Source organism: Salinivibrio sp. PR932, assembly GCF_001996125.1.
GTDB classification, from domain to species: domain Bacteria; phylum Pseudomonadota; class Gammaproteobacteria; order Enterobacterales; family Vibrionaceae; genus Salinivibrio; species Salinivibrio proteolyticus.
Genome location: NZ_MUFM01000014.1, coordinates 20,923 through 40,256 on the forward strand (window position 1 = coordinate 20,923; position 19,334 = coordinate 40,256).

The window sequence follows — 19,334 nt, forward strand, 5'->3', positions numbered from 1 at the left end:
GCTGGGCATACTAGCAAAAACACGATGTGATATTGAGATAATTTTCATTTTTGTCGTAACCCCACATCCTAACCAAGCCAACACATTTAGGTCAGATTGTACCTCGACGTTGTGATACTGCTCTAAAGGAATTTTTGTGCTAATGTCGCCCATCCGGATTGCGCAGGAGTTGAGTCATGAAAACACACGCATCGGCGCCCTTGACGGCAGTCAGGCTAGACAAGTGGCTATGGGCCGCACGGTTTTACAAAACACGGTCAATCGCACGCAACATGATTGACGGTGGTAAGGTGCATTATAATGGCCAGCGCGCCAAACCTAGCAAAATGGTTGAAGTAGGTGCTGAGATCCGACTTCGGCAAGGACACGAAGAAAAAACCATTACTGTATTAGAATTATCAGAGCAGCGTCAGGGTGCGCCGATTGCGCAGACGCTGTATCAAGAAACCCAAGACAGTATCAAACAGCGTGAGCACAACACGGAAATGCGTCGCTTACACGCACACAATCCGCGCCCAGAAAGCCGGCCGGATAAGAAACAACGCCGAGATATTCGTAAGTTTAAACAAGGCATAGAGTAAGGCCGATCCCACTAACCAGGCCCTAAGCCGGAGAGAGATTGCATGTCAAACGATCAACTACACCGTTACCTATTTAAAGATGTGTCTGTGCGTGGTGAGCTGGTCAAGCTCGATGAAACCTATCAACGCATCTTGGAAAACCAAGACTACCCTGCGCCCGTCCAAGCGCTATTGGGGGAGATGCTTGTCGCCACCAGCTTACTCACTGCCACCTTAAAATTTGAAGGCTCGATTACCGTGCAACTACAAGGCGACGGTCCGGTATCACTGGCGGTGATCAATGGTGACCACCAGCAGCAACTGCGCGGTACCGCACGCCTGAAAGGCGACATCAAAGCCGATGCAACTCTACCTGAAATGCTCGGTAAGGGGCAGCTCATTATCACCATCGAACCAGTCGACGGCGAACGCTATCAAGGCATTGTGGGCTTAGACTCGGATCATCTGCAAGGCTGCCTTGAAGACTACTTTGCGCGTTCAGAGCAACTGGAAACGCGACTTTGGTTGCGCACCGGTGAGTTTGAAGGCAAACGCCACGCGGCCGGAATGATGCTGCAAGTGCTACCGGATGGCAAAGGGGACGATAACGACTTTGACCATTTGGCGAAGCTGACCGAAACGGTTAAAAATGACGAATTATTTGGCCTTGACGCAAAAGACGTCCTTTATCGTCTATATCACCAAGAAAGCGTCACCGTTTTCGATCCTCAGTCAGTATGCTTTAAATGCAGCTGCTCACGCGAGCGCAGCGCACAAGCGATAGCCGCGATTGAGCGCAGCGAAATCGATAAAATGATTGCAGAAATGGGCACAATTCGTTTGCACTGTGATTATTGCGGCAGTGATTATGCGTTTGACAGCGTCGATGTCGCAGCCATCTTTGAGCAGAATGCCGATTCATCGTCACAAATGCAGTGAAAAACGTGCTACATATTTAGTTGCATAAAACAAAGAAACCCAACTTAGTTCAAAAGCCAGCATCAAGCTGGCTTTTTTCTTGGTCTCCTCGGACACATCTCACATTTTTTTACGCATTAATTTTGTACAAACAATAAGAGCTCTGTGGGTAGCGCAAACGTTTAACTAAGCGTTACCATAGAGGGAGTCACGTCACCTGGTGGTCAGTACCCTACAATCAAAATAGCCCTAGTGTGCGTGCGGTAATTTTTTGCAGTAACTCCCTGAATGGCACTATTCAGGTTGCTAGCATAAAGACAGTTAACAACATCTTACCCCAAGGAGCACCTATGACTGTCCTGAACGTCGAATCCGAAGTCGCCGGCATCGATCTTTCCCGTCATGGTCTGGAAAATGTCAAAGAAGTCATTCGCAATCCCTCTTATGAACAGCTGTTCGAGGAAGAAACCAAACCTGGGCTGGAAGGCTACGAAAAAGGCGTGGTGACTGAGCTCGGCGCTGTGGCGGTGGATACCGGTATTTTTACTGGCCGTTCACCAAAAGATAAATACATTGTGCGTGATGACACCACCCGCGATACCGTGTGGTGGTCCGATCAAGGGAAAAACGATAACAAGCCGATTGATCACGCCGTTTGGAAAGATTTAAAAGCTTTAGTCACCCAGCAACTCTCTGGCAAACGTCTGTTTGTGATTGATGGCTACTGCGGTGCCAACCCTAACACACGTTTACGGATCCGTGTGATCACCGAAGTGGCGTGGCAAGCGCACTTTGTGAAAAACATGTTTATCCGTCCTACCGATGAAGAGCTAAAAGACTTTGAGCCCGACTTTGTGGTCATGAACGGTGCTAAATGCGTCAACAATAAATGGCGCGAGCAGGGTTTGAACTCGGAAAACTTCACGGTCTTCAATCTTACCGAGCGCATGCAGCTTATCGGCGGGACATGGTACGGCGGCGAGATGAAAAAAGGCATGTTTGCGATGATGAATTATTTCTTGCCCTTGCAAGACATCGCGTCCATGCACTGCTCGGCAAATATGGGCAAAGACGGCGACGTCGCGATTTTCTTCGGCCTATCTGGCACGGGTAAAACAACCCTCTCCACCGATCCGAAGCGTCAGCTGATTGGCGACGACGAACACGGCTGGGACGATCATGGTGTGTTTAACTTTGAAGGCGGCTGCTATGCAAAAACCATTAAGCTGTCCAAAGAAGCAGAGCCCGATATTTACAATGCCATTCGCCGCGATGCGCTGCTTGAAAATGTCACTGTACGCGGTGATGGCCGTATCGACTTTGACGATAACTCCAAAACCGAAAACACCCGAGTCTCTTACCCGATTTATCATATCAATAATATCGTTAAGCCAGTGTCGAAAGGCGGACATGCCAACAAGGTGATCTTCCTCTCCGCGGATGCGTTTGGTGTGCTACCGCCGGTGTCTAAACTGACGCCTGAGCAGACCAAGTATCACTTCCTGTCTGGCTTTACCGCGAAACTGGCCGGCACTGAGCGTGGTATTACCGAGCCGACACCTACCTTCTCAGCTGCTTTCGGGGCCGCATTCTTGACCTTGCACCCAACCAAGTATGCAGAAGTGTTGGTCAAACGTATGGAAGCGGCAGGTGCAGAAGCCTACCTAGTGAATACTGGTTGGAACGGCTCAGGCAAGCGTATTTCGATTAAAGATACCCGCGCCATTATTGACGCTATCTTAGATGGTTCGATTGAGAAAGCAGAAACGAAGACGATTCCTATCTTCAATCTCACCGTGCCCGTCTCACTCGACGAGGTCAACGATGGCATCCTTGACCCGCGTGATACCTATGTCGATCCACTCCAGTGGGAAAGCAAAGCGAAGGACCTTGCCCAACGCTTTATCGATAATTTCGACAAGTATACCGACACCCCAGAAGGGGCTGCTTTGGTTTCAGCCGGGCCTCTGCTCGACTAAATCATCCCACTTACGCCCCATAGCAATATGGGGCGTACTTTTTGCCTAGCAGTTGAATTTAGGCCACTTTTGCGCCAGTCTTAATCCATTCATCGTCACCGTTTCTCGCTCCGATAGGATTTGCCCATGCGCATCCTGGCCAAACTGATTGCCAGCTTGATCATCCTGATTGTCACCGCGCTTTTCGTGGTTGTGGTGCTTTTGCATACCCGATACAGCACACCTGTCTTTAATACCGTCTCCCAGACTCTGTTACCCGGTAAACTCACCGCGGCACAAGTGGGGTATCACTGGCGCTCACCGCTGCAACTGACATTGATTCAACCGGATTATCAAGCCTCCCAAACCGATTGGCATGCGGACAAACTACAACTTTATATAGACCCCGCCACCTTTCCACACATTGCTTGGCTACGCATTGATGGTATGGATATTGACCTTGATGCGCTGGACGCCAACCCATTTCAGGAATTACCTCAAGGGCTGACTATTGGTCGAGTGCTACTAAGTGATGTCACCCTACACACGGGGCACTGGCAAGCCACCAATGTCCGTGCACAACTCGATAATTGGCAAAAAGGCGCCCAAGCCTATGGCACAGTGAAAGGACGAGCACAATGGGAAATAGGCTCGCTTAACGGACAAGGTATCGCCTTAACCCAGTTACTACTGGATGCGAAACCGAGCGACCAAGGGTGGAACATTCTAGGCGCCTCGATGCAGTGGCAACGCGCTGCAATCAGTGCGCAGGGCCATTGGCAACCCGGTACCCTCGCGCTCGAGCAACTCACCATCAGCGATGCGGTGATTGATAGCGAGCAAACCCGCCAGACGCTCGCGCAAGCACTCGCGGCTTGGCCTCATGATACCGTGTTAACCGTCGCCCGCGCCGACGTAAGACAACTCAGCGCAGAAACGCATCCCCTGTCGGTGAACCAGTTAACCTTCTCGGCACAAAATCTTCGTTTCGCACCCGACACGCCTTGGTGGTATCAACCGGCGATGCGATTGTCATTCAACGCCGATTATCTACGCTGGCAAGGCCAAACTTGGGAACAACCGCTGGGCGATATCGAGTGGCGAGATAACACAGTGATCGTCAATCAGCTCACCAGCCAATTGCAGGAAGGCTTTTTTGCTGTGTCTGGCCAATTCGCCCAGAACAATTGGCAAATAGACCGTTTCCAAGCCAACGGTTTAACCCTCTCTCGCCAAGAACTTGCTCCCATTCTAGCCCTGTTACCCGGTATACCGACCCAACTGAGCATCACCAGTTTACAGTTAAAGCATAACGAGTGGCTCAACTTATCCCCTGACTTTGCCACCAAAATCAGTGGTATTGATGTGGATGGCCAGTCTCTTGAGATCCGCGACGGCGAGCTGGTCAATGGTCTCATCACAGCCAGCGCCAACCATGCAAGTATTAACCAGCAGTGGCTCGCAGAGCCCTACCTGCGTCTTGAGGCTCATGATCGCAAGCTTCAGCTACACCAATTTTTACTGGGGTTTCCCGATGGCCAACTGGCGCTATCTGGACAGATCAATCTCGCCGCACCAAGCCGACCTTGGTCGCTGGCCGTTGACGGTTTGCAAATTCCCTTGTCCATTTACCATGCTTGGTTTGAGTGGCCATTGCCGCTAGATGGCTTTCACGATATTGAGGGGCAATGGTCAGGATTGGCAGGAGACGCACACAGCTTTAAGGTGGGGTTGAACGGTCAATTAGCCGTGACTTTCCTCGACAGCGCAGCGGCGCAAACAGACCCATCTGTGGACGAGCCATGGTCTATTCGGCTTGCACACTGGTTGAAAGGGGAGACTGTTCCGCCTGAGGAAAGCCGCTTAGTTCCGCTACCCTTTGCATCGCTGACGCTCAATGCCGATCGCGGTGACATTCGCGCCACGCTCAGCGGCGAGCAAACCCTGTCACTTCGCTGGCCGATTTATCAAGCGACAGAGCCTAACGTCGGCGAATAAAGCGCTAACGCAGCAGAGCCAGTTGCGGGGCCGGTTGCGTGGTTGCCGCATCATCCGATGGCAGTAAAACATAAGTGCCCGTGAACACCCCAGCCTGTTCGTCACCACTGAAAAACGCCACTTCTAGCGTCACCCGCGCTCGACGCCCGTTTTCGAGTCGGTCTAGATCGCCGCTTAAACTGTCTAAAGACACGCTGGCGCGGGGACGCTCTGCCACCGGACGACGATAGCGAATATGGCTGTCTGCGAGCACAATATCAGCACTCAACTGGCGCTCTTTCATCAGCAACCACACCATGCCCCAACCAGCGAGCGTGGCAAGACTGAAAATGCTGCCTGCAAACATGGTGTGATGCGGGTTTAAGTTGGCATTGAGGTTAGCGCACACTTCGAAGCGATAACCGGTAAATTGATTGATTTTGACCCCCATTTTGTCACTAATGGGGATCTGGTGCTGCCAACGCCTTTGCAGTTCAGCGCACCATTCAGGTCGACGCACCACATCCGACAGTGGGTCTAAATGCTTCACCATTTGTTGGTGTCGGATAGGGCCACGCTCATCACTCAACTCACCTTGGCTAATGAATTCATGCTTGGCGTAAAAACTGACCGCGTCCTCACGCGCATTACAGACTAAGCGCTTGGCCCCTTCTTGGCGCGCTAAGGACTCTAACGCCATCAGCACCAACGCGCCCAGACCTCGGCTGCGATAGTCCGGTGAAACCGCCATATAACGGATTTGACCGTCGTTATCTGGGGTCAGATACAACCGGCCAATCGCTACAGGCTCGCCATTGCCATCGACAATCATTCGATGGCAGGCACTCACGTCATATGCGTCGCGCTCAGAGCCACGCGGGGCATGCCAAGGCTCGCGTAGCATGCGATAACGAAAATCGTAATAACGCGCCAGATCTTGCTCTGTTTGTGGCGTCACCATTCGGAACATGCCTGTCTCTCCCTGTTAGGCTGGTTAAACCTGAAGCCAAAATGTGACCGGTCCATCATTGACCAAACTCACTTTCATGTCTGCGGCGAACTGCCCAGTTTGGGTCTGAAGCCCCGCTTGGCGACAGTGATCACAAAACAAATCGTACAAACGCGCCGCCTCTTCCGGCGCCGCGCCTGAAAAGCTCGGCCGCATCCCTTTTTTAGTATCCGCTGCAAGGGTGAACTGCGAAACCACCAGCAGCTCGCCTCCAGCCTGAGCAACATTGAGGTTCATTTTGCCGGCATCGTCTTCAAATACCCGATAGCCAGTGACTTTGTGCGCCAGTTTGGCAGCCTGCGCATCGGTATCTCCTTTTTCTACGCCTAATAGCACCACCAGCCCTTTGCCGATGGTACCGAGGGTATTGCCCTCAACCGTGACGTTCGCTTCACTCACGCGTTGAATTAAGGCGATCATAACGCTCCTTATTGTCTTCATTTTCAATCACAGCAGGGACAGGTTTGTCTCGCGGCGCCGCATCCCCTTGGGGACGCCACAGTGCTGACTCATGCAAGGTGGCTGTCACTTGCGCACCAAACAACACGATGCACCAACTAAAATACACCCAAACAAATAAAATCGGCACCACGGCCAGTGCACCGTATATCAGCTGATAGGAAGGAAAGTGCGTGACGTACAACGCGAACACTTTTTTGCTCAATTCAAACAAAATGCTGGCAGCTGCCGCGCCCACTAACGCATGGCGTAATCGCACTCGGGTATTCGGCACCAGCGTATACAGCCCCATAAACGTGAGCGTGGTTAATACAAAGGGTAATCCACGCAGCAATGTAGTAAATAAATCACTGGCGACACCGCTTTGTAAGAGCGATAGCGACGTCAAATACGAGCTCAAAGCAATACTGGTACCAATCAAGATAGGGCCCAGTGTCAGCACCATCCAGTAAATTGAAAAGGCGATCATCATTGGTCGCTTGGTCTTAATCTTAAAGGTGTGGTTCAAACTTTTATCAATGGCAGAAATGAGCATAATGGCGACCACGAACAAAAAGCTGACCCCCACCGCGGTCATCTTGCCCGCATTGGCGACAAACTCATTGAGGTAATGCGCGACGATTTCGCCCGCCGCTGGGACGAAATTATTGATCACAAATTGCTGCAGTGTTTCGCCCACTTGCGAAAAGCCGGGAAAACTCGAGAACGCAGACAGCACCACAGTGACAAGCGGGACCAAGGACAACAAGGTGACATAAGCCATATAGCCGGCACTCACAGTGAGCCTATCTTCTCCCATTCGTTGCCACAAATGACGAACCATGGCCTGTAGCCAGTCACGTGAGCATTGCCACGAGGGCATGTCACGCAGCGGATTATCGAGCATACCTTGTTCCTAACCTTGTGTTAGCCTTACGCTTATTCAGTGTACATGATTTATAACCAAGGAGTTGCCTGTGCGGGCCGTGCTACTATTTTTGACCAGTTTAACCCTGCTAACCGGCTGTCAGTCTGCCTATTACGCCGCGATGGAGCAAGTCGGCGTTCATAAGCGCGATATCATGGTCGATCGTGTTGAAGATGCCGCCAGTGCGCAGCAAGAGGCACAAACCCAGTTTAACGACGCGCTTGAAGCATTGACCGCATTGACGCAGTTTGATGGCGGCGAGTTACAAGCGGCTTATGATACGGTCAATAAGCACTATCAAAAAAGCGAAGCAGCAGTGACTCAGGTGCGTGACCGCATTGATGCCTTGGACGCTGTGGCGCAGGCCTTATTTTCCGAGTGGGACGAGGAGCTGGCGCTATACACCAATCCACGCCTCAAACGCGAGAGTGCCCAGCGTTTGCGAGCCACACAAGCCGAGTATCAGCGCTTGTATGATGCCATGCAACGCGCCGAACGCACCATGACACCCGTGCTAAATACGCTGCAAGATAACCGCTTATATCTGAAACACAATCTGAATGCACGCGCCATCGGTGCACTCCAAGGCGAATTCAAAAATCTCGCCGGCGATATCGATCGCGCTATTGCCGATATGCAGCGTGCCATTCAAGCATCCGATCGGTTTATTCAAACCCTTAATTAATCCATAGGCACAAAAAAAGGCACCCGAGGGTGCCTTTTTGACGCTTCGCATTCACGATTTAGCCTTTACGGCCTGCACGCTTACGCTCAGTTTCAGTCAGTAACTTCTTACGAATACGGATGCTTTCTGGTGTCACTTCCACCAGCTCATCGTCATCGATAAACTCAAGCGCTTGCTCAAGGGTAAACTTGATGGCAGGTGTCAGTACCTGTGCATCATCGGTACCAGACGCACGCACGTTGGTCAGCTGCTTACCTTTCAAGCAGTTAACTGTCAGATCGTTAGAACGGTTGTGAATACCGATGATTTGACCTTCGTACACTTCATCACCGTGCTCAGCAAACAGACGGCCACGCTCTTGCAAGTTAAACAGAGCATAAGTCAGTGCTTTACCCGCCGCGTTAGAAATCAGTACACCGTTAACACGTTGACCGATATCACCGCCTTTAAATGGGCCGTAGTGGTCAAACGTGTGATAAATCAAGCCAGAGCCCGAGGTCAGGGTCAAAAACTCAGTCTGGAAGCCAATCAGGCCACGAGACGGCATCATAAAGTCCATACGGACACGGCCTTTGCCGTCTGGCAACATATTGGTTAATTCACCTTTACGCAGACCGATGTTCTCCATCACGCCGCCTTGGTGCTCTTCCAGTACGTCAATGGTCACGGTTTCAAACGGTTCCAGTTTTTGACCATCTTCTTCTTTGATGATCACTTCTGGACGTGATACCGCAAGCTCGTAGCCTTCACGACGCATGTTTTCGATCAGGATAGATAGGTGCAGCTCACCACGACCAGATACGCGGAACTTATCTGGGTTATCCGTTTCTTCAACGCGCAGTGCAACGTTGTGTACCAATTCTTTTTGCAAACGCTCAAGAATGTTACGCGACGTAACGTATTTACCTTCCAGACCCGCAAATGGCGAGGTGTTCACTTGGAAGGTCATGGTCACCGTTGGCTCATCGACGGTCAACGCTGGCAGCGCTTCTGCATTGCTTGGATCGCAGATGGTATCTGAAATTTTCAGCTCGCCAAGACCGGTGATAGCAATGATGTCGCCCGCTGTCGCTTGCTCAACGTCGTTACGCTCAAGGCCCAAGTAGCCCAGTACGCCACCTACTTTACCGTTACGCTTGCTACCGTCGGCGCTAACAATGGTCACCTGTTGGTTAGGCTTCACCGAGCCGCGAGTAATACGACCAACACCGATAACGCCTTTGTAAGAGTTATAGTCCAGCTGAGAGACTTGCATTTGGAATGGGCTGTTGATGTCAACATCCGGCGCTGCAACGTTATCAACGATCGCATTGAACAGCGGTTCCATGTTCTCGCCTTCGGTGGCTTCGTCTAGGCTCGCCCAACCGTTTAGTGCGGATGCGTAAACCACTTGGAAATCTAGCTGCTCGTCGGTCGCACCCAAGGTGTCAAACAGATCGAATACCTGATCCATCACCCAGTCAGGACGCGCACCAGGGCGGTCAATTTTGTTGATAACCAAAATTGGCTTCAGACCGTGAGCAAACGCCTTTTGGGTGACAAAACGCGTTTGTGGCATTGGGCCGTCAACCGCATCAACCACTAGCAGCACAGAGTCAACCATCGACATGATACGCTCTACTTCACCACCGAAGTCGGCGTGTCCTGGAGTATCGACGATGTTGATGCGGTAATCATTCCAGTTAATGGCGGTGTTTTTCGCCAAAATGGTGATGCCACGCTCTTTCTCAATGTCGTTCGAGTCCATGACACGCTCTTCCACTTCACCGCGGGTTGCTAGCGTGCCGGACTGCTGCAGTAGCTTATCCACTAGCGTGGTTTTACCGTGGTCAACGTGGGCAATAATGGCGATATTTCTCAATTTATCAGTCTGTAAGTTGGTCATGGACTCTCTTTTCACTCGATAGACGGGGGCGCGCGCCGAACCTTGGGTTAAACACACCTACCACGACGGTGCCGCCACCTGATTAAAAAAACGGCCGTAATGTACCAGATTTTGTCGCAAAACCCACCTAAATATGTGAATCAGCGCAAAGACAATGACGGACTCTTGTGTTCACACTGGTGAATTATTAAGCAAATACAAAGGCTCAGTGAGAAAAAGACCAAGATGAATTTTTAAAGGCAAACCACACTCTCACCGCCATTTGTCTGCTATAACTTCGAGGGCTGCACGGCTGTCGTGCGAATCCAACACCACTGCCAAGTTATTTGCACCATAGTAATGCATTGATGCACAATAATGGTGCATACAGACAGTGTTTCGGTGCCCATTACTCGTCGCGTTGCCCGTCAATGGGGCAATTAGCTCGTTTAAAATTGTTGGCACAGTTTTCGCTTTGTACTGTGCAAGGAGCAAACCCAGCTTACCCTTTTATTTTGACACCGGAGGTTATTTCACATGTCAGTAGAAAACGTGCTCGCATTGATCCAAGAGAACGAGGTGAAATTCATCGATCTGCGCTTTACCGATACCAAGGGTAAAGAGCAGCATGTCTCTATTCCTTCACACCAAATCGATGCTGACTTTTTCGAAGAAGGCAAAATGTTTGATGGCTCATCCGTCGCCGGTTGGAAAGGCATCAACGAATCAGACATGATCATGATGCCTGACCCAAGCTCAGCCGTGCTGGACCCATTTACCGAAGAAAGCACGCTCAACATTCGCTGTGATATTCTCGAGCCCTCAACCATGCAAGGCTACGAGCGTGACCCTCGCTCGATTGCGAAGCGCGCCGAAGACTACATGCGCGCAACTGGCATTGCTGATACTGTCCTGATCGGTCCTGAGCCAGAGTTTTTCTTGTTCGATGACGTGAAATTCGCCACCGATATGGCCGGCTCTTTCTATAAAATTGATGATGTCGAAGCGAGCTGGAACTCAGGCTCGGCGTTGGAAGGCGGTAACAAAGGCCACCGTCCAGGCGTAAAAGGCGGCTACTTCCCAGTTGCCCCTGTGGATTCATCACAAGATATCCGCTCTGCCATGTCATTAGTGATGGAAGAAATGGGCCTCGTGGTTGAGGCGCACCACCACGAAGTGGCAACTGCAGGACAAAACGAGATCGCAACCCGCTTTAATACCCTGACCACCAAAGCGGACGAAATTCAGATCTACAAGTATGTCGTGCATAACGTCGCCCACGCCTTTGGTAAAACCGCGACCTTTATGCCAAAGCCACTGGTTGGTGATAACGGCTCGGGCATGCACGTACACCAATCACTCGCGAAAGACGGTCAAAACCTGTTTGCCGGTGACAAGTACGGTGGCCTATCCGAAACCGCCCTTTATTACATTGGCGGTATCATCAAGCATGCGCGTGCCATCAACGCCTTTGCCAACGCTTCGACCAACTCGTACAAGCGTCTGGTTCCTGGTTTTGAAGCGCCTGTCATGCTGGCTTACTCCGCGCGTAACCGTTCTGCGTCCATCCGTATTCCGGTGGTGCCGAGCCCGAAAGCACGTCGTATCGAAGTCCGCTTTGGCGATCCATCTGCGAACCCATACCTGTGCTTTGCTGCGATGCTGATGGCTGGTCTTGACGGGATTAAAAACAAGATCCATCCAGGCGATGCGATGGATAAAGACTTGTACGACTTACCCGCAGAGGAAGCGGCAGAAATTCCAACCGTTGCCGAGTCTTTGAAAGAAGCCTTGCAAGCCCTTGACGCCGATCGTGAATTCTTGACGGCCGGTGGCGTGTTCTCGGATGACTTCATCGACTCTTACATTGGCCTAAAAGCCGGTGACGTGGAGCGTATCCAAATGACCACGCACCCTGTTGAGTTCGAACTTTACTACTCAGTGTAAAGCGCCCACCAACAGAAATTACGGCCCACCTCGCAGGTGGGCTTTTTTATGCTTGAGCCCGCCTACTGCCGTTTTACACTCAATGTTTTACAGTGACGAGGCACAACAAACATGAAATGGTTTCTCGTAACTTGGTTGCTTATCACACTGCCTTGTGCAGCCACCAGCGTCTATCAATGGACTGATGCGAAGGGGGTTTTGCATCTCAGTGATACGCGGCCGGTTGGCGAGATGTCGGTCACTGAGCATACGGTGACATCCTTTACGCCATCCACGCCGCCTGTCTCGCCTTCATCAAACCTGACGCCTGCCGCCTCCTCAACCGAGCCGGACGTCGCGGTGGCGCTCTCACTCACTCACCCTGTAGAAGGTGCGACCTTGCGCAGCAATCCCGGTAAGCTCACAGTCTCGGCATCAGTCCGCCCCGCCCATGCATCCACAGAGTCGGTGATATTGCTCCTCGATGGTGCAAAGGTAGCGCTTTCTCCCCAGCAAACCACACAGCAAGATCAGCGAACGTTGCATTGGCATATCGAGCCGGTCGATCGGGGCACTCACACGGTGCAAGTTCAATACATTGAAAACGGCAAGGTTATTGCATCATCTCCCGTTCATCGTTTCTTTTTGCACCGAGCACATCTCAATCAACCGTCGCGTCAGACGCACTAGCGACGCGGTTATCGCCTGATGACAACCGGTTGAGTTCACAAAGCCACTGACGGGGGCTGCACGGTGTACAGAGTTTGATTACACTCAATGCACCATTGTAGTGCAAACAAGGATTCAGCCGCACATGATGCCAGGGCAACTGTTCGATCATCTGCTAACGGCCATTGTCGTGGTCGACACACAATGGCGCATTTTGTACGCCAATGCAGCCGCTGAGCAGCTGATGCACCAAAGTGTCCGCCGTTTAGTTAACCAACCGCTCACAGAACAGCTTCAACATGCCAGTGTGGATTGGTCACATATCGTCAGTACCACACAAGCCGGACAGAGCTTGACCGACAGTGATGTGACTTGGGTGGTCGACGGCCAACCACAAAAAGTCCAGCTTAGCGCGAGTCCACTATTTGATGATCCAAACGGCGGGAAAATCCTGCTCGAAGTCAATGTGGTCAGCCAGCAGCAACGGATCAGTAAAGAGCTCGCCCAAAAAGCACAGCAACAGGCGGCCAAAGAGTTAGTCCGAGGGTTAGCGCACGAAATAAAAAACCCGCTCGGTGGCTTACGTGGTGCGGCACAACTGTTGGAAAAAATGTTGCCCGATGCCAGTTTGGCCGAATACACCCAAATCATCATTGAGCAAGCGGACCGGCTTCGTAACCTCGTCGACCGGCTACTGGGCCCACAGCGTCCGGGGCTGCGACAAAAGCAAAATATTCATGTGGTGCTGGAAAAGGTCCGTCAGTTAGTCAATCTCGACACGCAGGGCGCGGTCAACATCATTCGCGACTACGACCCTAGCTTGCCGGATTTTGACATGGATCCCGAACAACTCGAGCAAGCGATTCTCAACGTGGTGGCCAATGCTGCCGACGCGGTGCGCGAGCAAGCCGATGGACAAATTACCTTGCGTACACGCACAGGGTTTCAAACCGTGATTCATGGCATGCGTCATCGCGTCGTGGCACAAATCGAGATTATCGATAACGGGCCGGGCATCAGCCCCGAGCTGCAAGACACCTTGTTTTACCCCATGGTCACCAGCAAAGTGAACGGAAATGGCCTCGGGCTTGCGATTACCCACCACCTCATTGATCAGCATAAAGGAAAGATTGAGGTTAATAGCTGGCCAGGGCACACCTGCTTTATCATCCAATTACCGATTATTGAAAAGGACACCACGCATGAGTAAAGGAACCATCTGGATTGTTGATGATGACAGTTCCATTCGTTGGGTCATGGAGCGCACCTTAAGCGCCGCCAATTTAGCGTGTCAGACATTTTGTGATGCCGACAGTGTGTTAAGCGCACTCCGCGAGCAAACACCCGATGTGTTGGTCTCCGATATCCGCATGCCAGGCACGGATGGGCTCGCCCTTCTCCATCGCGTTCATGAGCAGCATCCAGATTTGCCCGTGATCATTATGACCGCACACTCAGATTTGGATGCCGCGGTGAATGCTTACAAAAAGGGCGCATTCGAGTATCTGCCCAAGCCGTTTGATATTGATGAAGCCCTAGCTTTAGTCGAGCGTGCACTGGCACATCGCAAAGAACAGCAAAAGCAGCAAACCACCCAGCCTTCTCAAGCGGACATGCCAGAAATCATTGGTGAAGCGCCCGCCATGCAAGAAGTGTTTCGCGCCATAGGTCGTCTTTCTCGTTCATCGATTTCAGTCTTGATTAATGGCGAGTCTGGCACAGGGAAAGAGTTAGTGGCGCAAGCATTGCACCGCCATAGCCCCCGCGCTGACCATGCTTTTATCGCACTCAACATGGCCGCGATTCCTAAAGATTTGATTGAGTCTGAATTGTTCGGCCACGAAAAAGGCGCCTTTACCGGTGCAAACTCGGTGCGCCAAGGACGGTTTGAGCAAGCCAATGGCGGCACGTTATTCCTCGATGAAATTGGCGATATGCCACTGGATGTGCAAACACGTTTGCTCCGTGTGCTGGCGGATGGACAATTCTATCGCGTCGGTGGTCACGCCGCCGTGGATGTGGATGTGCGGATCATCGCCGCCACCCACCAAGATTTAGAGCGCTTAGTGGCGGAAGGCGCATTTCGAGAAGACTTATTCCACCGCCTGAATGTCATTCGCGTCCATTTACCGTCTCTTAAAGACCGACGCCAAGATATTCCTCAGTTGTGTCAGTATTTTCTCGCCCGCGCTGCGGAAGAGCTCGGCGTCGAAGCCAAACAGCTCCATCCAGATACCAAGGCCATCATGAGCCAACTACCTTGGCCGGGAAATGTACGTCAGCTAGAAAATACCTGCCGGTGGTTAACCGTCATGGCCAGTAGCAATGAGGTCTTACCCAGCGACTTACCTCGTGAGCTGCTTCACCAGCCCATCCGCCTCGCTGAGAACGAAGAGCAAGACTGGCAGCACGCATTGGCGCAATGGGCAGAACATGCGATTGCCAGTGGCCAACACGGCATTTTGCAACAGGCACTACCGAGTGTTGAGCGCATATTGTTGGAGTCAGCATTGGCACACACCCATGGCCACAAGCAGGATGCAGCGAAAATACTCGGATGGGGACGAAATACACTCACCCGCAAGCTAAAAGAGCTTAATATTGAGTCATGACTCATTATTAAAACTCAAACACTTTGAACCTCTGCTAAATTTAATAACAGTGATTGGGGTACAATCCGCCAATTGTGTTGGGTTCTTAAGAAGAGTTAAGTTGTTGTACTAATGAGAAACATGCGTCCCCTTTCGATTCGAGCAGCTGTCATGTTACCCGTGTTTCTCGTACTCACGCTGACACTGATTGTGATCGTTTTTACAATCAACAATCATTACCAGTCCAGTTCGCGTTTCGTTGGTAAGTTATTGCTTACCGACTACTCTCAGGGGGTTGAGCACGACTTACGCCAATACCTCGAAAATCCGTTTTACGCCAATGTCTTTGTCGCTGACAGCGTGGCGGCGTGGGCGGAAGATCGCAACCCCACCCCACAAGACATTCGCAATTACTTGCTCAACAGCTATACCTCCCTTTTTCAAGCTATGCCTCATATGCAGGTGTTGAGTATTGGTGTCGATGCCCGCGGCGACTATTACGGCTACCGCAAAAGCACCAGTGGCCAATACATCCTCATGGAGCGCAGTGATGAGACCAACCGCGCCTTACGCATCTTCGATGGGCGTACGCCTTTATCCAATGTGATTTATCAAGATGGGGATTACGACCCCCGTGTGCGTCCTTGGTATATTCCTGCCTTTAACCGTGAGCAGCCTCGCTGGACCGATATTTATCGCGATGCTGATGAAGTGGGAGAAGTCTCGCTTTCTGCCATTGCCCCCATTCAAATAAACGACAAAGTATGGGGCGTGGTTGCCAGCGACATCAAACTAACTGCTTTCAATCAGTTTTTAAGTGAGCGTCAGCAAAAGCTGGGCGGTGCCTTATTTATTGTCGATAGTGAAGGGCGCATGCTGGCACATAGCGGCCAAGACAGTCCGACCAATATTCTTCATTTTCCAGGCGTCCCCAATAACTCGGTGCTCAACAATACCATCAGAAATATCTCCGATGACTGGCCCCCTGCGCCCTCGCAATTGGGGCAACCTTTTTATTTTAAGATTGCCGACAAGGGCAATTTTTACGGCATAATCAAGAAGGTAGACATGGCAGCACCTTTCCAACACGACTGGTATGTGGTGGTGGCCTTGCCCGATCAATTACTGCTGGAGAGCTTACTCAACCAACAAAAGATCAGTGTCTACCTCGTGATAACCATGGCGCTAGTTGGGTTAATGGTGGTGTATTTGATTATTCGCCAACTCACCCGCCCTTTGCGCGATACCGCGGAAGCTGCCGCCAAGCTTGCTTCAGGGAACCTGACGTATCGGATCAATACCTCTGCCAGTTTGCGAGAAATCGCCATTCTTAAAGATGCCTTTAACAACATGTCCGACAAAGTGCAGGACTCGTTCAATGCATTACGTCTACAGGTCCGTCAAGACAACTTAACCCGTTTGTACACCCGAGAAGGCTTATTAGAACAAGCCAACACCATCCGCTATCACACGCCCAACACCTTAGTGATCCTCGGCATCAACGGGTTTCGCAACATCAACGACAGCCTTGGCCAAGACGGCGGCGACCAACTGCTATGCACCATTGCTCAGCGCTTAACCGATCTCGCGGATGGCACTGGAATGTTGGTGTCACGAATTCGCGGTGATGAGTTTGCAGTACTGGCTCCCAACACCACCAACCGCACTCAGTCAGAAGCCTTGGTGAATCAATTACTCAGCCTGTTTAAGCGTCCGGTCAAAATCGGTAACGATGAGGTCTTGGTCGATGCATGTGCTGGGGTAGTCTTTGGCCACACCTTTGGCGATGCCATTTACGAAGGCTTGCAACACGCAGGATTGGCACTGAGTGAGGCAAAACGCAGTGAAACCGATGCCTATGTTTTCTTTGAGGCCAGTATGCAAGCGCGTGTCCAAGAGCAGTCGCGCTTGCTTCTCGAGCTTCATCATGCCGTGCAGCACCATGAGTTTGTAGTTTACTATCAACCTCTTGTGCGTCTTGTCGATGGCCGTTTCTGTGGCGCCGAAGCACTTGTCCGTTGGGAAAGTCCCAGTCGGGGTATGGTATCGCCCGCCGAGTTTATTCCGGTGGCCGAACAAAGCGGTTTAATCAATCAAATTGGTATGCAAGTGCTCGAACAGGCTGCGTACGATACCGTTGCCCAAATCGAAAAAGGCGTGTGGGCAGCGGATTTTCAGCTGCACGTAAACTTATCCGCCCGCCAGCTTTTATCCGCTGATTTTATCGATAAGTTGCAAGATGTCCTGTCACGTACCCGCTTGCCCGCCGATAACCTCACCTTAGAGATCACCGAATCTCAATTGATGAGCCACGAGCAACTGGCAACATCAGGGCTAACTAAAATCCGTGCACTGGGCATCAAAATAGCCATTGACGACTTTGGGACCGGCTATTCTTCACTGGCATACCTTCACCAGATGGCCTTTGATAGTTTAAAAATCGATCGCAGCTTTGTGCATTCGATGACTGAAAATGTGACCAACCAGCGCATCATTGAAGCCGTAGTAGCCATGACCCGTGGCATGGACGTCCATCTGGTTGCCGAAGGGATTGAAACCCAAGAAGAAGCGATTCGACTGCGTGAAATTGGCTGCCACTACGCCCAAGGGTTCTTGTTTGCCAAGCCGCTTCCTTTGGCCGAACTGCCAACAGAACGGGTAACGGATAAGCTCCCCACGCGATAGTTGTCACGTCATCGGCATACTGGCTACTGACGATGTGATGGTCAATCGCTATACTGAGCGCCAACTCACCTGCTGGGAACCGATGATGATAAGAAAAAACCTACCCTTGACGGACTTACACCGCCATCTGGACGGCAACATCCGTATCGAGACCATTTTAGAGTTGGGGCAAAAATTCGCGATGCCTCTGCCCGCCACTGATATCGAGTCATTGCGCCCACATGTGCAAGTGGTTGAAAACGAGCCGGATCTGGTCGCGTTTTTGTCTAAGCTGGACTGGGGCGTCGCCGTGCTGGGTGACTTGGATGCAGTGCGCCGTGTGGCGTATGAGAACGTCGAAGACGCATTAAACGCACGCATTGATTATGCGGAACTACGCTTTTCGCCTTACTACATGGCGATGAAACATCAACTGCCTCTCGAAGGCGTGGTGGAAGCCGTGGTCGATGGCGTGCAAGCCGGTAGCCGTGACTTTGGCGTAAAAACCAACCTGATTGGCATCATGAGCCGCACTTTTGGCCCTCAAGCTTGTATGGCTGAGCTAGATGCATTGCTGACCCAGAAACATCAATTGGTCGCCATCGATCTGGCCGGTGATGAGCTGGGCCAACCTGGCGATCAATTTACCCAACACTTTGCCAAAGTCCGTGCCAGCGATCTGCAAGTGACCGTACACGCGGGTGAAGCCGCGGGTGCGGCCAGCATGTGGCAAGCCATTAATGAACTCGGCGCGACCCGAATCGGGCACGGGGTTAAAGCGATTGAGGATCCAAAACTGATGGACTACTTAGCCGAAAACCGTATCGGGATTGAAAGCTGCCTAACGTCGAACATTCAAACCAGTACGGTGGCGGATTTGTCTCAGCACCCGGTACGTCAGTTCCTCGATCACGGTATTCTTGCTTCGTTAAATACCGACGATCCCGCCGTCGAAGGCATTGAACTCCCGTATGAATACGAAGTGGCTGCCCCAGCTGCGGGCTTAACTACTGCGCAAATCCACACACTGCAAGAAAATGGCCTGACCATTGCTTTCTTGTCTGACAGTGAGAAAGCAGCACTGACCGCTAAAGCCGCGGCCCGCTAATTCGCGAACCAAGCGCCAACCAGGCGCCAAGAAAAAAAC

Annotated in this window: 15 protein-coding genes; 11 read left to right on the top strand and 4 right to left on the bottom strand. The window is 51.5% G+C overall.

Features of this window, described 5'->3' with window-relative positions:
- Positions 1 to 176 precede the first annotated feature (176 nt).
- From hslR to BZG84_RS08750, 4 genes are all read left to right on the top strand, one after another.
- On the top strand, positions 177 to 581 hold the full coding sequence (hslR, locus tag BZG84_RS08735) for a ribosome-associated heat shock protein Hsp15 (protein ID WP_077455747.1): 405 nt from the start codon (positions 177 to 179) through the stop codon (positions 579 to 581).
- A 42-nt stretch (positions 582 to 623) separates the two neighbouring features.
- Positions 624 to 1,499, top strand: coding sequence for an Hsp33 family molecular chaperone HslO (gene hslO / locus BZG84_RS08740; RefSeq protein WP_077480050.1), 876 nt, complete (start codon positions 624 to 626; stop codon positions 1,497 to 1,499).
- Positions 1,500 to 1,828: 329 nt separating this feature from the next.
- Positions 1,829 to 3,457, top strand: coding sequence for a phosphoenolpyruvate carboxykinase (ATP) (pckA, locus tag BZG84_RS08745; RefSeq protein WP_077678139.1), 1,629 nt, complete (start codon positions 1,829 to 1,831; stop codon positions 3,455 to 3,457).
- Between the two features lie 126 nt (positions 3,458 to 3,583).
- A complete protein-coding gene (locus tag BZG84_RS08750) occupies positions 3,584 to 5,434 on the top strand; it encodes an AsmA family protein (RefSeq protein WP_077678140.1) in 1,851 nt (616 codons plus the stop codon).
- Positions 5,435 to 5,438: 4 nt separating this feature from the next.
- On the opposite strand, the gene BZG84_RS08755 is transcribed toward BZG84_RS08750, so the two are convergent.
- From BZG84_RS08755 to BZG84_RS08765, 3 genes are read right to left on the bottom strand one after another with little or no spacing between them, the layout of a single operon-like run.
- Complete coding sequence (locus BZG84_RS08755; protein ID WP_077480053.1) at positions 5,439 to 6,383, bottom strand: bifunctional GNAT family N-acetyltransferase/hotdog fold thioesterase; 945 nt, start codon at positions 6,381 to 6,383, stop codon at positions 5,439 to 5,441.
- A 24-nt stretch (positions 6,384 to 6,407) separates the two neighbouring features.
- On the bottom strand, positions 6,408 to 6,842 hold the full coding sequence (gene dtd, locus BZG84_RS08760; protein WP_069591243.1) for a D-aminoacyl-tRNA deacylase: 435 nt from the start codon (positions 6,840 to 6,842) through the stop codon (positions 6,408 to 6,410).
- Positions 6,814 to 7,767, bottom strand: coding sequence for a virulence factor BrkB family protein (locus BZG84_RS08765; RefSeq protein ID WP_077480054.1), 954 nt, complete (start codon positions 7,765 to 7,767; stop codon positions 6,814 to 6,816). The genes dtd and BZG84_RS08765 overlap by 29 nt, the downstream gene beginning before the upstream one ends.
- 70 nt (positions 7,768 to 7,837) lie before the next feature.
- On the opposite strand from BZG84_RS08765, the gene BZG84_RS08770 reads away from it, so the two are divergent.
- The gene (locus BZG84_RS08770) at positions 7,838 to 8,473 is read left to right on the top strand and encodes a DUF2959 domain-containing protein (protein WP_077480055.1); all 636 of its coding nucleotides are present in this window, start codon (positions 7,838 to 7,840) and stop codon (positions 8,471 to 8,473) included.
- Between the two features lie 58 nt (positions 8,474 to 8,531).
- On the opposite strand, the gene typA is transcribed toward BZG84_RS08770, so the two are convergent.
- Positions 8,532 to 10,358 carry a translational GTPase TypA gene (gene typA, locus BZG84_RS08775; RefSeq protein WP_077455753.1) on the bottom strand — a complete coding sequence of 609 codons (1,827 nt, stop codon included), beginning with the start codon at positions 10,356 to 10,358 and terminating at the stop codon, positions 8,532 to 8,534.
- Positions 10,359 to 10,874: 516 nt separating this feature from the next.
- On the opposite strand from typA, the gene glnA reads away from it, so the two are divergent.
- The 6 genes from glnA to add all read left to right on the top strand — a co-directional run bounded on the left by glnA (position 10,875) and on the right by add (position 19,295).
- A complete protein-coding gene (gene glnA, locus BZG84_RS08780) occupies positions 10,875 to 12,284 on the top strand; it encodes a glutamate--ammonia ligase (RefSeq protein ID WP_069591248.1) in 1,410 nt (469 codons plus the stop codon).
- A 111-nt stretch (positions 12,285 to 12,395) separates the two neighbouring features.
- Positions 12,396 to 12,953 (top strand): DUF4124 domain-containing protein, encoded by a 558-nt coding sequence (locus tag BZG84_RS08785; protein WP_077480058.1) that lies wholly within the window; start codon positions 12,396 to 12,398, stop codon positions 12,951 to 12,953.
- A gap of 124 nt (positions 12,954 to 13,077) precedes the next feature.
- Positions 13,078 to 14,142 (top strand): nitrogen regulation protein NR(II), encoded by a 1,065-nt coding sequence (gene glnL / locus BZG84_RS08790; RefSeq protein WP_077678141.1) that lies wholly within the window; start codon positions 13,078 to 13,080, stop codon positions 14,140 to 14,142.
- Positions 14,135 to 15,544, top strand: a complete 1,410-nt coding sequence (glnG, locus tag BZG84_RS08795) for a nitrogen regulation protein NR(I) (protein ID WP_077481532.1) — start codon at positions 14,135 to 14,137, stop codon at positions 15,542 to 15,544. The genes glnL and glnG overlap by 8 nt, the downstream gene beginning before the upstream one ends.
- 120 nt (positions 15,545 to 15,664) lie before the next feature.
- Positions 15,665 to 18,208: a bifunctional diguanylate cyclase/phosphodiesterase gene (locus BZG84_RS08800; RefSeq protein ID WP_158074968.1), complete on the top strand. Its 2,544-nt coding sequence runs from the start codon at positions 15,665 to 15,667 to the stop codon at positions 18,206 to 18,208.
- 85 nt (positions 18,209 to 18,293) lie between these two features.
- Entirely contained in the window at positions 18,294 to 19,295 is a 1,002-nt protein-coding gene (add, locus tag BZG84_RS08805) for an adenosine deaminase (protein ID WP_077481538.1), read from the top strand.
- Positions 19,296 to 19,334 lie beyond the last annotated feature (39 nt).

Bases quoted from the DNA above. Each gene is read 5' to 3' on its own strand.
- pckA (WP_077678139.1), top strand. From the start codon at position 1,829: ATGACTGTCCTGAACGTCGAATCCGAAGTCGCCGGCATCGATCTTTCC.
- glnG (WP_077481532.1), top strand. From the start codon at position 14,135: ATGAGTAAAGGAACCATCTGGATTGTTGATGATGACAGTTCCATTCGT.
- add (WP_077481538.1), top strand. From the start codon at position 18,294: ATGATAAGAAAAAACCTACCCTTGACGGACTTACACCGCCATCTGGAC.
- glnA (WP_069591248.1), top strand. From the start codon at position 10,875: ATGTCAGTAGAAAACGTGCTCGCATTGATCCAAGAGAACGAGGTGAAA.
- hslR (WP_077455747.1), top strand. From the start codon at position 177: ATGAAAACACACGCATCGGCGCCCTTGACGGCAGTCAGGCTAGACAAG.
- BZG84_RS08785 (WP_077480058.1), top strand. From the start codon at position 12,396: ATGAAATGGTTTCTCGTAACTTGGTTGCTTATCACACTGCCTTGTGCA.
- BZG84_RS08755 (WP_077480053.1), bottom strand. From the start codon at position 6,383: ATGTTCCGAATGGTGACGCCACAAACAGAGCAAGATCTGGCGCGTTAT.
- BZG84_RS08765 (WP_077480054.1), bottom strand. From the start codon at position 7,767: ATGCTCGATAATCCGCTGCGTGACATGCCCTCGTGGCAATGCTCACGT.
- typA (WP_077455753.1), bottom strand. From the start codon at position 10,358: ATGACCAACTTACAGACTGATAAATTGAGAAATATCGCCATTATTGCC.
- BZG84_RS08800 (WP_158074968.1), top strand. From the start codon at position 15,665: ATGCGTCCCCTTTCGATTCGAGCAGCTGTCATGTTACCCGTGTTTCTC.
- hslO (WP_077480050.1), top strand. From the start codon at position 624: ATGTCAAACGATCAACTACACCGTTACCTATTTAAAGATGTGTCTGTG.
- glnL (WP_077678141.1), top strand. From the start codon at position 13,078: ATGATGCCAGGGCAACTGTTCGATCATCTGCTAACGGCCATTGTCGTG.
- dtd (WP_069591243.1), bottom strand. From the start codon at position 6,842: ATGATCGCCTTAATTCAACGCGTGAGTGAAGCGAACGTCACGGTTGAG.
- BZG84_RS08750 (WP_077678140.1), top strand. From the start codon at position 3,584: ATGCGCATCCTGGCCAAACTGATTGCCAGCTTGATCATCCTGATTGTC.